The 15179-nt window shown below is 39.6% G+C and carries 13 protein-coding genes; 3 read left to right on the top strand and 10 right to left on the bottom strand.

Going from position 1 to position 15179, the window contains the following annotated elements:
- Nucleotide 1: 1 nt before the first annotated feature.
- The 10 genes from D7322_RS16740 to D7322_RS16695 all read right to left on the bottom strand — a co-directional run bounded on the left by D7322_RS16740 (nucleotide 2) and on the right by D7322_RS16695 (nucleotide 10322).
- Entirely contained in the window at nucleotides 2-673 is a 672-nt protein-coding gene (locus D7322_RS16740) for a DUF2461 domain-containing protein (protein ID WP_121125420.1), read from the bottom strand.
- Nucleotides 674-680: 7 nt separating this feature from the next.
- Complete coding sequence (locus D7322_RS16735) at nucleotides 681-1481, bottom strand: phosphatidate cytidylyltransferase (RefSeq protein WP_121125419.1); 801 nt, start codon at nucleotides 1479-1481, stop codon at nucleotides 681-683.
- A 1-nt stretch (nucleotide 1482) separates the two neighbouring features.
- Nucleotides 1483-1692 (bottom strand): putative signal transducing protein, encoded by a 210-nt coding sequence (locus D7322_RS16730; protein ID WP_121125418.1) that lies wholly within the window; start codon nucleotides 1690-1692, stop codon nucleotides 1483-1485.
- The gene (locus tag D7322_RS16725; protein ID WP_121125417.1) at nucleotides 1667-2590 is read right to left on the bottom strand and encodes a CPBP family intramembrane glutamic endopeptidase; all 924 of its coding nucleotides are present in this window, start codon (nucleotides 2588-2590) and stop codon (nucleotides 1667-1669) included. Before D7322_RS16725 ends, D7322_RS16730 begins: the two co-directional genes overlap by 26 nt.
- Before the next feature lie 240 nt (nucleotides 2591-2830).
- The gene (locus D7322_RS16720; protein WP_121125468.1) at nucleotides 2831-6148 is read right to left on the bottom strand and encodes a S41 family peptidase; all 3318 of its coding nucleotides are present in this window, start codon (nucleotides 6146-6148) and stop codon (nucleotides 2831-2833) included.
- A 141-nt stretch (nucleotides 6149-6289) separates the two neighbouring features.
- On the bottom strand, nucleotides 6290-7042 hold the full coding sequence (locus tag D7322_RS16715) for a zinc ribbon domain-containing protein (protein ID WP_077436898.1): 753 nt from the start codon (nucleotides 7040-7042) through the stop codon (nucleotides 6290-6292).
- The gene (locus D7322_RS16710; protein WP_121125416.1) at nucleotides 7042-8142 is read right to left on the bottom strand and encodes a Nif3-like dinuclear metal center hexameric protein; all 1101 of its coding nucleotides are present in this window, start codon (nucleotides 8140-8142) and stop codon (nucleotides 7042-7044) included. The genes D7322_RS16715 and D7322_RS16710 overlap by 1 nt, the downstream gene beginning before the upstream one ends.
- Nucleotides 8132-8617 (bottom strand): hypothetical protein, encoded by a 486-nt coding sequence (locus tag D7322_RS16705; RefSeq protein ID WP_121125415.1) that lies wholly within the window; start codon nucleotides 8615-8617, stop codon nucleotides 8132-8134. Before D7322_RS16705 ends, D7322_RS16710 begins: the two co-directional genes overlap by 11 nt.
- Nucleotides 8618-8636: 19 nt before the next feature.
- Nucleotides 8637-9395 (bottom strand): alpha/beta hydrolase, encoded by a 759-nt coding sequence (locus tag D7322_RS16700; RefSeq protein WP_121125414.1) that lies wholly within the window; start codon nucleotides 9393-9395, stop codon nucleotides 8637-8639.
- A 216-nt stretch (nucleotides 9396-9611) separates the two neighbouring features.
- The gene (locus tag D7322_RS16695) at nucleotides 9612-10322 is read right to left on the bottom strand and encodes an SAM-dependent methyltransferase (RefSeq protein ID WP_121125413.1); all 711 of its coding nucleotides are present in this window, start codon (nucleotides 10320-10322) and stop codon (nucleotides 9612-9614) included.
- A gap of 148 nt (nucleotides 10323-10470) precedes the next feature.
- On the opposite strand from D7322_RS16695, the gene apaG reads away from it, so the two are divergent.
- The 3 genes from apaG to mnmG all read left to right on the top strand — a co-directional run bounded on the left by apaG (nucleotide 10471) and on the right by mnmG (nucleotide 15037).
- Complete coding sequence (gene apaG / locus D7322_RS16690) at nucleotides 10471-10857, top strand: Co2+/Mg2+ efflux protein ApaG (protein WP_121125412.1); 387 nt, start codon at nucleotides 10471-10473, stop codon at nucleotides 10855-10857.
- A 361-nt stretch (nucleotides 10858-11218) separates the two neighbouring features.
- Entirely contained in the window at nucleotides 11219-13084 is a 1866-nt protein-coding gene (locus D7322_RS16685) for an ABC-F family ATP-binding cassette domain-containing protein (protein WP_121125411.1), read from the top strand.
- Between the two features lie 93 nt (nucleotides 13085-13177).
- Nucleotides 13178-15037, top strand: coding sequence for a tRNA uridine-5-carboxymethylaminomethyl(34) synthesis enzyme MnmG (gene mnmG / locus D7322_RS16680; RefSeq protein WP_121125410.1), 1860 nt, complete (start codon nucleotides 13178-13180; stop codon nucleotides 15035-15037).
- Nucleotides 15038-15179: the final 142 nt, after the last annotated feature.

Below are 15179 nucleotides of genomic sequence, written 5' to 3'. Positions count from 1 at the left end.
ACTACTCACTTTCTATCGCCTCTTGTAAAAACTCCTTGAACGGCAACATCTTTTTATAAGAGGCGATAATATTATCCAGCGCATTTTTGTTTGACAGGTCTTTAATGGTCAGGGGCTGATCCAGAACAAAGCTTTTTAGCTTGATAAAATCAATATGGGGATTGTCCTCGCCATAACCAGCAGGAGCACGCTTAAGCAGATCTTCTTTGAACAGCGTTATTTTCCCATCATCCAAGGCTCCGTTGAGAATTTTTGCCAAATGCTCACCACTATAGTCAATTTCCTGTCTTATCGCTTCCAGATGAGGTTTCTCCGGCCGCCAATAACCACAGGCAATAAATGAATTTTCTGCACCGATATGAATATAATATTCAGGACCGTGCAACTTCCTTCCGTCAACAGATATCCCAGCCCCAAACCAAGTCTTATAAGGCGTCTTATCATTTGAAAAACGAGTATCTCTATAGATACGGAACAGACATTTATTGGCTTGAATGGAGGTATTTATTTTGGGGTCAAATTCACTCAGCGCAGCTATTAAATCGGTTAGAAAACTCCGTACATCCGCTAATGCAGACTCATATTTCTCGCGGTTCTCCGCAAACCACTCCCTTGAATTATTTTCCTTTAATTCCGTCAAAAAATCAAAGGTAGATTTCTGAATGTGACTCATAATGCTATTAACTGATTAAAATTAAGAAAACATAAACTATAGGTGCTGCCAATAGTAAGCCGTCAAAACGATCTAAGAAACCTCCATGTCCCGGTAGAATACTGCCCGAATCTTTGACGTGCAAGCTTCGCTTTAACATAGATTCAACCAGATCACCCAATGTTCCAATAATACTGATAATCATGGCAACAGTAATCCATTGCCACAACGGCAAACTTCCAAAATATTTTTCCAGATTTATAGCAACAACAATGGCCAAAATGAAACCTCCAAAAAAACCTTCCCAAGTCTTTTTTGGAGAGATACGCTCAAACAATTTATGTTTACCAAAACTCCTTCCGGCAAGATATGCCCCCGTATCATTGGTCCAGAGCAATATTAAAAACCCAAGGGGAATATAATGATTATATACCCCATTGATAAATCCCAGTTTAGCAAAAAGAAAGAAAGGAAATGTGACATAACAGATACCCAAAAAAGTATAGGCGATATCATTAAAGGGAAAACTTCGCTTTTGAAAAAGTGAAATGATATAGGTCAGGCCGACCAATGGTGTAATGAGCCATAGAAATTTAGGTTCCAAAAGGTCCATTGCCACCATAGCGCCTATAGCAAATCCTGTCACCGCCAAAATGATCCCCAAAGTCTTGTTGGGCGCTCGATCTTCAGAAGACACAATACCATAAAACTCATACAGACACCATGCACTTAACAGTGTGAAAAAGATACTGTATAGATATGGCCCGAATAAAGTGGATGCCACCATGACAGCTACAAAAATAGCACCTGTTATCGCTCTTGTTTTCATTTTAATTCTCCCCCTCAGCTTCTTCAATCAATCTTTCGGCAGTATCAACCGAGTTTTCACTAACATATAGTTCTATTTTTCCAAACAGATAGGAAGAATCCTGTTTATTTAATACCACCGTTGGGATACCATTCTCTTCCAGCATCTGTTTTACTATTTCAGCCTGAATAGCATTTGTATATGTTTTAATTTTCCTCCAATCGTTCTCCATGGTTTCCTTTTTGTGTTGACAGATAAAATAAGAATACAAAAATAGCAGTAAAAATGAAGCCTACAACATATATCCACCAAGATTGCAGCTCGAATGCATTGATCTCTTCATAACTTTTACCATTTCTTGTATAATAAAAAGACATCACTGTCGCTCCGGCGTTATTGACAAAATGACCAAAAATAGGCAACAGAATATTTTTGCTCCAGACATAGAGGTAACCGAAAAATGCCCCCAGCAGCATCCGTGGTATAAAACCAAAAAACTGCAGGTGTATTGCACTGAAGACGATTGCAACAATCCAAATAATAACATGAGGATTGGAAATCCACCGGCCGACGATATTCTGGAGGACACCGCGGAATAAAAGTTCTTCGCCTATGGCCGGTATCAGCGCCAGAACCACAAGATTAAACAGAAATCCGAAAAAACTTGTTTCAACGATAATTCCTTTGATCAGATCTCCTGATTCTCGCTCACTGCGCTCCATCCATAACTGCACGGATCTCATATTGTCCGGCAGCTGTAACGATTCGTTCCAATGTCCGATCAAACTCATCAGCGGCATAAAGGCAAGCATCGCAAAAAAGATATAAGCAAACTGCTTTGCCTGTGGTGTATATTCCTGTTTAAAATAAGTGATTCCGTACCCCTCACGTGTATGCATCAGATATGCCGGTACAACAAAGGACCCCAGACTACTCATCAACAACAAAAAACGCATTTCATTTGCGGAACCTTGCATGAGGGTCGCCAATGAAAATACTTGTCCTGTAAATTTGTAATAGAAAAAGAGCATAAGGATACCGATGACCTGTGAGAGAAAGGTAAATCCGATGACCAACAGGACCAGACGCAATAAGGATTGAAATGGGGAAGTAGTTTGCTCGGGATACATAAAATTTTAAATATGTTTTAAAGATAACAATAAAAGCATGCTACTTTATAAATTTCGCGGCAATTCAATAAGACATCCCAGACCGGATCAGTAGAAAAAACGTTATTATGAAATGCTCCGGATCTGTTTGAAACTATAGAAATAATTATCAAAATCTAGTAAAAAGCGCTGAGATGGTATATAAAAAAGGTTCCGAAATAATTCCCGGAACCTTTTTTATGCATTATCGATATTGATCTATTAATTTACCCGTATCGGATCTGCCGGTTTTTGTAGATTTTTGTAAGGATAGGTTTTCATTTCTTCCAATAAAATCTTCACCGTTCTTTCCAGTTGTGGATCACGTCCTTCTAAGAGATCCTTCGGCAATTGCTCCACAAAGATATCTGGAGCAACACCTTCATTTTCTATAATCCAGTTACCTTTCAGGTCGTATACCCCAAAGTTTGGCGAGGTAATGCGGCCACCATCCAACAACGGTGGATATCCGCTGATACCGACCAAAATACCCATTGTAGTGCGGCCAACCAGCTTACCTAAACCTTTGAAACGGAACATATATGGCATCATATCACCTCCCGAACCCGCATTCTCATTAATAATCATTGCTTTTGGTCCGTAAATACCATTGCCAGGAGTGGTAAACCCTCTACCATCACGGATCCCCCACCCAGCAATTAATTCACGGGATAGTAAATCAATGACATAGTCGGCTACCCAGCCACCACCATTGTTTCTTTCATCCATCAGAAGGGCCTTTTTATCCATCTGGGAGAAGTAATAACGGTTGAAGTAGGTGTATCCCTCCGGACCGGTATTTGGCATGTATACGTAAGCTATTTGTCCATTGCTTAGCTGATCCACTTTCTTGCGGTTACGTTCCACCCACTCCATACTGCGCAAACTCATTTCGTCTGCAAAAGAAATCGGTTTCACAATGACTTCGCGCGCGCCAACCAGCGATGGTTTAGAATTAATTTTTAACGTCACCTGTCTGTCTACAGTATTATCAAATAAACTATAGATATCCTTGTCTTCCGTTAATTCAATACCATTTACAGCGACAATGTAATCGCCCTCTTTGATATTCAATCCCGGTTCCGCCAACGGTGCCTTAAAGGAAGGATTCCATTCCAGGCGTGTAAATACCTTCGCGATCTGGTAATAGCCATTTTTGATCGTATAGTCGGCTCCTAATACGCCCACCGACACAGATGGGGTAGAAGGCTGGTCACCCGGATAAATATAATTGTGTCCAACAACCATTTCACCCATCATTTCATTCAATAAATAACCCAAATCTGAACGATGGCTAACAAAAGGGAGAAACTTCTCATATTTTGCTTTCATGGCTTTCCAGTCTGCTCCATGCATATTCTCCACATAGAAATAGTCTTTCTGCATTGCCCAGACTTCATTGAAGATCTGTTTCCATTCTGCGACAGGATCCACCAACTGTTGAATACCATCCAATTTGATAACTCCTGCTGTCGGGGAGGCTACTTTCTGTCCGGCAGTCACAATATTATAACCGTTAGCTGTCTGATATAACATCTTCTTCCCATCGGCACTGATCACAAAACTACGGGCATTCTCCACCAATGTTTTATTTTCCAGATCTTTGAAATCATAGGCTCCGATGGTACCTCCGCGCTGATACGTCAACTGGTTTGGAACCAGTCCGTTCAGATTCCAATAAGTACCTACCGGCAAAGGTAAAGCGACAATGCGACTCTCAATACCGTCAAAATCGACCTGAATTTTTTTGTCTTCAGGCTTACTGGCCGGAGTTTCTTCCTTTTTATCCTTTTTCGGTGCTTTTTTATCGTTTTCTTTTACGCGAGCTGTTTTGTTGCTTTCTTTATCCGTCGGTTTGTCCGCTTTATCTTCACGGATCTGCTCTTCGTCACTTTCATTCTTAAAGAACGAAGGGGTTTTACTTGACAAAATAAAGGCATATACGGCATAATCAACATTACGTTGTGTAGCCGACATATGCAGACCAGAATTGGTCAATCCCGTATTGGTACTTGCCGTGAAGAAAAGATATTTCCCGTCCTGTGAAAAAGCAGTGCTGCGAACAGAACTCATGCCATCTGTAATCTGCTGCGTTTTCTTGGTATCCAGATTGTACATAAAGACTGCCGGTACGCCGTTTTCTAAGGTACGAGTAAATGAAATCCATTTGGAATCCGGAGACCAGCTCGGTTGAAAATGATTCGAAACTCTGCCGGTTTGGCCACTCAGTTTATCATCCGCGACCTTCACGATGGCTTTAGATGTTATATCAATGTAGTACAGATTGAGGTGAGCATCGTTATAAAACAACTTTTTCGAATCTGGAGACCAGGTAGGTTCAAAATAAAAATTGGTTTCGCCCAGATTGAAATATAACGGCTGGTCCTTTCCAAACTGATCCACTAAAACTAACTGGTAAGAACCGTTCTTATCCGAAATATAAGAAACCCATTTTCCATTGGGTGACCAATCCGGAAAACGTTCGTGTGAACCCGGAGAATTCGATAAATTGCGTGCTTCACCTTTCTCCTTGGGAACAGTAAAGATTTCTCCACGGGCTTCAAAAAGGGCACGTTGCCCTGTGGGAGACAGGGCCGCATAACGAATGTCGTCCTTGATATTTTTATAGAAAGGGCGCTTAAACATGGCATCCGTATTTACACGAATGTGCAGGGCGGTTACCTTATTATTTGTTAAGTTTAATGTATTCAATACACCTGCGTATTCAAAAATCAGTTCATTGCCGTTTCCATTTAATGAGCGCACATCGTAATCCTTGAAATCAGTTAGCTTTTCGACTTTCTTCGACTTGGTATCGTAACTGAAGATGTTGACTATTTTATCGCGATCCGACAGGAAATAAACCTTATTACCTAACCAAAGGGGCTTAACATCGTTACTTTTTACCTGGGGAATTGCTTCTATTTCCTTGGTTTTTGTATCAAAAATCCAGATAGTAGGTGTACCACCGCCTCTATAGCGCTTGAAAGCCACGCGATCCCGCTCTGTCGGATCGGTATTTTTGATATAGGCCCAATAGCGTCCATCCACGGAGGGGCTACCCTGTGTTGCTTCAGGCATCAGTAAAGCCTTATCCATACCAAGCCGCTGAATATTAGAACTGTATAATCGTGGGCTTAGTGCATAGGTAAAATCACGGGATGTCGTATAATAAACTTCATCATTATTCAGCCAGCCACGTAATACATCCGAAGAAGGATGATAAGTAATGCGTTGCGGTTCCCCTCCTTCAATAGGAAGAACATAAACATCTGTGTTACCGTCATAATTGCCCGTAAAAGCCACTTTCTTTCCATCAGGAGAGAACATCGGGTTTTGTTCGACACCCGGATTTGTTGTCAGACGTCTCGGATTAGCACCATTTTTGTCTGCTATCCAGATATCTCCACCGTACACAAAAGCAATATTACTGGCGCTGATACTTGGATTTCGGAGTAATAAAGTTTCCTGGGCTTTTACCTGTAGAAATGAAGTACCAATCAAAAATGACACAATAAACTTAAAAGGAGTTTTATTCATAAAAATATAAAGGTTAAAACTTACCATACAAAGCTACTATTTTGTCCAATAAATAACTTCGTATATCAACAAAGTTGCATAAAAAATACTGTAAAAAAAAAGCCCTGCTTTATGGGCAGGGCTTTATCCTTTTATTAACGATTAAAAACCGTATTCTTGCTCAATTTCCAATACGATACCTTCGTCGACCAAAACGCGACCGCAATGTTCGCAGATAATGATTTTTTTACGTTGACGAATCTCAGATTGCATCTGAGCAGGGATTTTATTGTGACATCCTGAACAGCTATCACGATCGATAGAAACGACCGCCAAACCATTTTTGAAAGAATTACGTAAACGGTAGTAAACTTTTACCAAACGTTCTTCAATATTCGCTTCCGCTTCTGCAGCTTTAGCCAATAAAGCATCTTCTTCCTTTTGAGTTTCTGAAGTAATTGTTTCCAATTCTTTCTTTTTACCCTCAAGTTCGTTTTTGCTGTATTCCAGGTTACCTACAGTTGCATCGTAGTTTTCTGTTTTGTTACGAATCTCGAATTCTGCTTCTTTGATTCTTTTTTCACAAACCTGAATCTCAAGACCCTGGATTTCAATTTCTTTCGAAATAGCGTCGTATTCACGATTGTTTTTTACCTCATTTAACTGCGACTCATATTTTTTGATGGCAGCTTGGGCATCCTTAATCATGTTTTTACGCTTAACGATCGAATCTTCTAAATCGTCTAAGTCTGTTCTGATCTTCTCAATACGAGTTTCTAAACCCGCAATCTCATCTTCAAGATCTGCAACTTCCATAGGCAACTCACCACGAACCTGGCGAATTTTGTCTATTTTAGTATGTATGGCTTGCAAAAGCCATAGTGCTTTCAATTTTTGTTCTACGGTTTGTTCCATCAACTGTAGTATTTTATAGGATTTGTATCTATTTCTGTTGTTAAGGTTGCAAAGTTAGGAAATTTTTTCGTAATAATGTCGTACAATAATTCTTGCGTAAATTGTTCGCTCTCAAAATGTCCCGTATCCGCAATGACAATTTCACCCTCCGCATCAAAAAATTCATGGTATTTATAATCAGCCGTTACAAAAAAATCAGCTCCAGAGCGCTTTGCCGCCCCTAATAAGAAACCGCCAGCACCACCGCAAACAGCAACCCTGCTTACCTTTTTGCCTAAAAGCGCCGTATGACGAATAACATTTAGTTTGAGATTCGCCTTCAGATAAGCCAAAAAATCCTGTTCATCCATAGGCTCCGATAAATTACCGATCATTCCGGCTCCAATTTCTGTGGCTGTATTCTGCAAATCAAAAAGATCATACGCAACCTCTTCGTAGGGGTGTGCTTCATAAAGTGACAGAAGAAGTTTTCTTTCAATTGAACGTGTATAGATCACTTCAATACGCGTTTCCTCGACACGCTCCTGTGTTCCTATTTCGCCGATAGTAGGTGCTGATCCAGCCAAGGGCCTGAAACTTCCATAACCAGCCGTATTAAAACTGCATTGGTCATAATGCCTACCGATCTGGCCCGCTCCGGCATCAAATAGGGCTGTCCTGACTTCTTCTACATGACTCCTTGGCACAAATACAACCATCTTGCGCAGCACATTGGGTTTCGATTCCAGTATCGCCTGATTAACCAATCCAAGCTTATCCGCTATTTTTGAATTGACTCCGCCGGTAACATTGTCCAGATTGGTATGTATTGCATACAGGGCAATTTTGTTTTCTATAGCTTTTATGACTGTACGTTCCACATAGTTCTTTCCGTTGAACTTTTTTAATCCTTTGAAAACAATGGGATGATGTGAAATAACTAAGTTACAGCCCTTGTCGACCGCTTCCTGTACAACTTCCTCCGTACAATCCAACGAAATTAATACTTTGGTAATCTCTTGATCTGCATTGCCGACAATAAGTCCGGCATTATCGTAAGATTCCTGCAAATCCAATGGAGCCAGCTGCTCCAGGTATTGAATAACTGCTTTAATTTTCATCGTTTATAATCACCTCCTTTTCTCTAAATTTATCGTGTTCTTCTAAAATTCTACGGTTTGCACTGATGTTGAACCAATAGTTGGCCAATGTGACAAAGTGCATAATACCCAAAACACCTAGAATAGAAATCGGCAAGGGGATATTTGCAGCCAAATAAACCCATGCATATAATGATCCTTTCCGATAAGTTGGGTTTTCCTCTACAGCTATCTTACGATCATAGAACTCATTGATGAGGGAATCTCTCAGGCGGGAAGCGACCTGAAAATTCCAATAAATATTGACTAATGGAATCGCCACCAACCAAGATTGATTGGGTGTCATCAATCTATTTTCCACCGCGACCAAGTTTAAAGTTTTGCGAATCGTATTCGCAAATAATAACCAAATAATGGTGCGTATAACGATTAGACCTAAAGCCGGATAGAATATTTCGGGTTTACTTAATTCATTTACTAATTCTTCTTGCGTCATTGAAATATCTTGCTCTTATTTATTTTTCCTGTAATAACAAATCTACTAATTCTTTCAGCTTTTTTATTTGCGGATTATGATCTCCGATCAATTCAACGGTTTTAAAATGACGTTGCTTAGCTTTTGCGTAAAATGGATAGAAGTCATCTTTTTCCATTGTCTTACCTTCTTCGTAGGTCAAGATATAAGTAGCGGGAATTCTCTCCCTTTCTGAGTTTCTTAAACTGATTTTATCAGTCATCGTTTTCAAAGGGTGGGGGACATCCCGCGGAAACTTGCGTTCATCCTTTACCCAAAATGGAATAATAAAACCGTCCTTCTCAAATTTTAAAAGACCATTGTCCCCATCAGGCTTTACCATCAAACTCAGAACGGACTCCTGATTATCCGGAAGGATAGCATCTAAATATACCAACTTTTTTATCCGGTCCGGAAGACTGTCTGCTACACCCGTTATGATCATGCCTCCATAGCTATGTCCAACCAATACAATATCCGTAAGATCTTCAAATAATATCGTATTGATCACATCGTTGATATGAGTCTGTAAACGAATAGAAGTGTCCGCTAAATGATAACGTTCTCCCAAACCGGTTAGTGTAGGACGATATATTCTATGCCCTTCTTTCTCTAATTCATTTGCTGTCTTTTTAAATTGCCAGGCGCCACCCCATGCTCCGTGCACAATAACATAAGTAGTTTGCTGTGCATAAGCGGATTTTAACCCCACAACTAATGAAAAAAACAATATAAAATAACTTAATACACTAAATTTCATTGTATTATATTTCTGTAAAATAAATATGTCACCATTTCTAAATCTACTCAACAATTTGCTATGTTCCAATATGCATTTACCATTTCAATAGCAAAAACATTAAATGTAAGTACTCACTCATTATCCATTTCCTCAATTAAACGGGTTTAAATACAGATTTCATATTAAAACTGTTATCACAATTAAGCAGGGTAGGGGAGAACACCACAAAAAAAGTCAGACATATAATAAAAATATGGTTGGCTTTTTATGATAATCCACTTTCTGTTTTTTCCATTCCGCAATGGTCAGGCTCCGTATAGATTCATCAGCAGAGGTCACATTACAGGCTACACAGAGCTGGGTATTCGCTTTACAGGTTTTCAGAAGATCCTCGAGCAGGTGATTGTTTCGGAAAGGTGTTTCAATAAAAATCTGGGTTTGCTTTTCCCGCATGGATTGCAGTTCAAGATCTTTGATCTTCTTCGTGCGTTCATTTTTATCAATAGGTAAATAACCTTGAAAAGCAAACTTCTGTCCACTAAATCCTGAAGCCATAAGTGCCAATAGGATCGAGCTGGGACCAACCAATGGCACCACTTTTATCCCGAGCTGATGAGCACGGGCAACAACAGAAGCGCCGGGATCGGCTACGCCCGGACAGCCGGCCTCCGACATTAAGCCGACATTTTTACCTTGCTTCAAGCCCTCAAAAAAATCGTTGATATTTCCTTTGTCCCGCGCATGCTTCCCATAATCATGTATTTTCAATTCGCTTTGGGGTATTTTTAAACCAGCCAGCTTTAGAAACTTTCTTGCAGTCTTTTCATTTTCCACGATATATTCGTCCAATGCATTGATTGTTTCGACCAAATAGGGAGTAAAAGACTGGAATGCAGCATCATCGCTCAGAGGAACGGGAATTAAATATAATATACCATTTGCCATATACAAACCTACTAATTAACGATCATTTGATTGTAGTAATTTTAAACTTAGCATAATTTAACCTTTAAAAATGATTAAGTTTGCAAATTTTAAACTCATTATTAGTATTTTAGCATAAGTATTTGTTGCAACAATAAACATCATCCAAATGATCACACAAATTACAGAAGGCGTAAAAATCTCGGTTGAAACCATCTATCAATCGGAGTATTCTAATCCCGACCGTGAACATTTTATGTTTGCTTATCACATCAGCATAGAAAATCTGAGCGATTACACGGTACAATTGATAAGTCGTTACTGGAGAATTTTTGATGCAAAAGGCGACTATAGGGAAGTATCAGGTGAAGGTGTTGTAGGCGAGCAGCCCGTCATCGAACCGGGCCAGATACATCAATATACTTCGGGATGTAATCTTAACAGTGAATTTGGTTTCATGGAAGGCCATTACAACATGATCCGTTCTTTGGATAATAGCAGTTTTCAGGTTGAAATACCACGTTTCAATCTGATTGCGGATTATGCATTGAATTAAATTTATCAAGGTAATATCATTATTGCCGATTTATCACACAACGACGCTTTTTTCGCATCGAATAAGAAACTATTTCTTTATTTTTGCGTGCATTCTAAATCAACTTGTTACTGAGACCATGCTACACGGCGACAATTTACGCCTCATGCACCGGTTAACATCATATAGAAAGCCACCCAAAAGATTTAATTAGTCAGCAATCAAAACAGATTATTGATTCACTATATAAATAATTGAAAATCAAAAAGAAACAACACAACTATTTGATTTTCAGAACATTAAAAACTATCAAGGGTAATGAATTCTTGAAGGAAATTTTATTGTATTAAAATGACTAAAATTAATTTTTGGGTGATATAACGTGAGTATTTTAGCTACAGAACAAGTAAGCCATTCCTTCCACGATAGGTGGCTTTTTAGAGATTTACACTTCGGACTTCAAAAAGGAGAGCGGGTGGCTTTGGTCGGAATAAATGGTACGGGCAAATCAACATTGCTTTCTATTTTAGCAGACCGTACCTTGCCAACAGCAGGAAAAGTTGTCAAAGAAAAAGGTATAAAAATAGGTTTTCTCGAACAAGATCCTGATTTCACAGGATTAAAATCAATCAATGATTTTATATATAGTGCGGACAACGATCAGCAACGTCTAATCAGGGAATATGAAGAACTTCTTGAAAGCAGTGATATCGATCAAAAAAAATTAGAAGACCTTACGGAAAAAATAAGTTCACTGAATGCCTGGGAATATGAGCATAATATAAAGACGATTTTAAATCGCCTAAACATTATGGACTTTCAACAGGATATAAAAAGTCTCTCCGGAGGGCAGCGCAAAAGACTGGCACTAGCCAAGCTTTTGATCGATGAGCCGGATGTATATATCCTCGATGAACCAACCAACCACCTGGATATAGAGACCATTGAATGGTTAGAGAAGCTGCTCACAACAGGAAATAAAACTGTACTTTTGGTCACACACGACCGCTACTTTCTCGATAATATCTGTACGGAAATCCGGGAACTGGATAGGGGCAATCTATATATATATAAAGGTAACTATTCCTATTTTTTGGAGAAGAAGTCAGATCGCGAAACTATAGATGCAGTCATGGTTGAAAAGAGCAGAAATCTACTACGTAAAGAGTTGGAATGGATGCGGCGCCAGCCCCAGGCTCGGGGTACCAAATCGAAATCCCGTATCGAAGCGTTTTACGATCTTGAGGAAAAATCAAAATCAATCAAGGGAAACGACTCTGTTCAGCTTAGTGTAAAAGTAAGTAGACAGGGAACTAAAATTCTTGAGTTGGAAAAGATCTCTAAACATTATGGACCAAAAGAAATCATTACGGATTTTTCTTACACATTCAAAAAAGGAGACCGCATAGGTCTAGCAGGAAAGAATGGCACGGGTAAATCGACCTTTCTAAATCTTATCACAAAAGAAGAAACCCCGGATGCCGGAACCATAGCAGTAGGAGAGACCACCGTATACGGATACTATAAACAAGGGGGACTCGAAGTAAACGAAAATGACCGCGTACTTGATGTTGTGAAAAATATTGCGGACTATATTGAGATGGCAAACGGAGAGGTAATTACGGCATCTCAATTACTCACGCACTTTTTGTTTCCTCCGGAGAAGCAGTTTGGCTTTGTCAACAAACTGAGCGGCGGAGAGCGAAAACGTCTCCAGCTGATGCGGGTATTGATGAAGAATCCAAATTTTCTTATACTGGATGAACCTTCCAATGATTTGGACATCGATACCCTAAATGTACTTGAAGAGTTTCTCGACAACTACAGAGGCGTACTGATATTGGTATCTCACGATAGATATCTATTGGATAAGTTGACTGACCAACTTTTTATATTTGAAGGAACAGGCAAGATCCGTATCTATAACGGAAACTATGCCGACTTTAAAATAGAACAAGACGAACTTCAAAAGTTAGAAAAGGAAAAGCAAAAAAAGAATGTTCAGGAAATAGCCAAGCCTCAGATTAAAGAGGAAAAGAAAAAGCTTTCTTATAAGGAGCAACTCGAATACAACAAACTCGAAACAGAAATACAAAACCTCGAACTACAGGTGAAAGCCAAGACTGAAGAACTAAACCAACTGACAGATCATACCAAGCTTTCAATAGTCGCAGAAGAGATAAAAACGATGCAAGAACAAATAGATCAAAAGTCCGAGCGGTGGTTATATCTTGCCGATTTTATGTAAAATTTTCCATTAGGTTTCACGTGGAACGTAAAGAAAAGAGTAAATTTGTAGATAAATAAAAAGCCACGTTTCACGTGGAACAAGGAAATAAAAATGTTTAAAAAATATAATGTAATTGTAGTAGGTGCCGGACATGCCGGATGTGAAGCAGCAGCAGCAGCAGCCAACCTGGGTTCTTCCACATTACTTATTACAATGAATATGGGTGTGATAGCTCAGATGAGTTGCAACCCAGCTATAGGTGGGGTAGCCAAAGGACAAATCGTAAGAGAGATAGATGCTATGGGTGGATACACCGGGATCATTGCAGATAAATCAACGATTCAATTCCGCATGCTTAATCTTTCAAAAGGCCCAGCAATGTGGAGTCCACGTACACAAAATGACCGGATGCGATTTGCAGAGGAGTGGAGATTACAATTGGAATCTTTACCTAACCTGGACATGTGGCAAGACACCGTAAAAGAGGTCATTGTTAAAAACGGAAAAGCATGCGGAGTAATCACTTCTATGGGAATAGAAATTGAATCGGATACTGTTGTCTTAACAAATGGAACATTCTTAAACGGGGTGATACACATTGGTGATAAAAAATTTGGCGGCGGCAGGACAGGAGAGAAGGCGGCTACAGGACTAACCGAACAGCTCGTTTCACTGGGCTTCGAATCGGGCAGAATGAAAACCGGTACTCCACCGAGAATTGATGGTCGCAGTCTAAACTATGCGCTCATGGAAGAACAGTGGGGCGATGAAAAGAAGGGACGATTCTCTTATACAAATGTAGAGATGCCTACCGAACAACGCTGTTGCTGGATTACATATACTAATGAAAAGGTACACGAAATGCTCCGCACCGGATTTGAAAAATCACCCATGTTTACTGGACGGATCAAAGGATTGGGACCACGCTATTGTCCTTCCATAGAAGACAAGATCAACCGTTTTGCAGAACGTGAGCGACATCAGATTTTTGTGGAACCGGAAGGATTCAAAACAGTGGAAATATATGTAAATGGTTTCTCTACCTCTCTTCCCGAAGATGTACAGCTAAAAGCACTTCAACTCATCCCGGGTTTTGAAAATGCAAAGATGTACCGCCCGGGATATGCAATAGAATACGATTACTTTCCGCCAATGCAGCTTGACCTAACATTGGAAACTCAATTGGTAAAACATCTCTTCTTCGCCGGACAGATCAATGGAACCACAGGGTACGAAGAAGCAGCAGCACAAGGTTTCCTTGCTGGTATAAATGCACATCAACGTGTCAATGACGATAAAGAACTTATTCTAAAAAGATCTGAGTCCTATATCGGGGTACTGGTGGATGACCTCGTCACAAAAGGAACCGAAGAACCCTACCGTATGTTCACTTCAAGAGCAGAACACAGGCTGTTATTACGTCAGGATAATGCCGATATCCGCCTTACGCCTTTAGCTTACAAACTAGGGTTGGTCAGTGAGGAAAGACTAAGGAAAGTGCAGGATAAAATAGAAAACTCGAATAACATCATTGAATACCTCAAGCAGAATTCGACAGATCTCGAAAAGATGAATACTGTAATGGCCGAGGTTGGTTCAAGTGCGCTTCCACAGAAAACACGTTTAAGTAACGTTCTTGCCAGACCGCAGGTTAATATACAGGACATCGTCAAAGGGGACGAAGGCTTCGCTCAATACGTTTCCCAATTTGATAAAGAAACCATAGAGCAGGCTGAAATTAATCTCAAATACGAAAGCTATTTCGAAAAGGAAATCGAAATCGTCAATCGCATGAAGAAGATGGAAGATAGAGAAATAAATCCTGATTTCGATTATAGTTTGTTAACTTCACTGTCCATAGAAGCCAGGCAGAAATTAGCGAAAGTAAAACCGAGAACATTAGGGCAGGCTTCCCGAATTTCAGGCGTATCACCGTCAGATATCAGCGTTTTGATGGTACACATGAGTTAATTAACTGATTATCAGATTATTATAAATAAAAATAAACAAGCTTAAAATAAGCGATTTAAGACAATATTCTATTTTTTATGACAACTTCTTTAAAAAATAATAAAAGTAGTTCAGAACGGCTAAAAAGTAGCTTAAAAACGAG

Origin of the sequence: Sphingobacterium puteale (assembly GCF_003627955.1) — a bacterium.
Lineage (GTDB): Bacteria > Bacteroidota > Bacteroidia > Sphingobacteriales > Sphingobacteriaceae > Sphingobacterium > Sphingobacterium puteale.
Note: the sequence above shows the minus strand (reverse complement) of the source record. Positions and strands in the feature narration are given on the sequence as shown.

Coding starts and splice junctions, on each gene's coding strand:
- D7322_RS16740 (WP_121125420.1), bottom strand. CDS start 673: ATGAGTCACATTCAGAAATCTACCTTTGATTTTTTGACGGAATTAAAG.
- D7322_RS16735 (WP_121125419.1), bottom strand. CDS start 1,481: ATGAAAACAAGAGCGATAACAGGTGCTATTTTTGTAGCTGTCATGGTG.
- D7322_RS16730 (WP_121125418.1), bottom strand. CDS start 1,692: ATGGAGAACGATTGGAGGAAAATTAAAACATATACAAATGCTATTCAG.
- D7322_RS16725 (WP_121125417.1), bottom strand. CDS start 2,590: ATGTATCCCGAGCAAACTACTTCCCCATTTCAATCCTTATTGCGTCTG.
- D7322_RS16720 (WP_121125468.1), bottom strand. CDS start 6,148: ATGAATAAAACTCCTTTTAAGTTTATTGTGTCATTTTTGATTGGTACT.
- D7322_RS16715 (WP_077436898.1), bottom strand. CDS start 7,042: ATGGAACAAACCGTAGAACAAAAATTGAAAGCACTATGGCTTTTGCAA.
- D7322_RS16710 (WP_121125416.1), bottom strand. CDS start 8,142: ATGAAAATTAAAGCAGTTATTCAATACCTGGAGCAGCTGGCTCCATTG.
- D7322_RS16705 (WP_121125415.1), bottom strand. CDS start 8,617: ATGACGCAAGAAGAATTAGTAAATGAATTAAGTAAACCCGAAATATTC.
- D7322_RS16700 (WP_121125414.1), bottom strand. CDS start 9,395: ATGAAATTTAGTGTATTAAGTTATTTTATATTGTTTTTTTCATTAGTT.
- D7322_RS16695 (WP_121125413.1), bottom strand. CDS start 10,322: ATGGCAAATGGTATATTATATTTAATTCCCGTTCCTCTGAGCGATGAT.
- apaG (WP_121125412.1), top strand. CDS start 10,471: ATGATCACACAAATTACAGAAGGCGTAAAAATCTCGGTTGAAACCATC.
- mnmG (WP_121125410.1), top strand. CDS start 13,178: ATGTTTAAAAAATATAATGTAATTGTAGTAGGTGCCGGACATGCCGGA.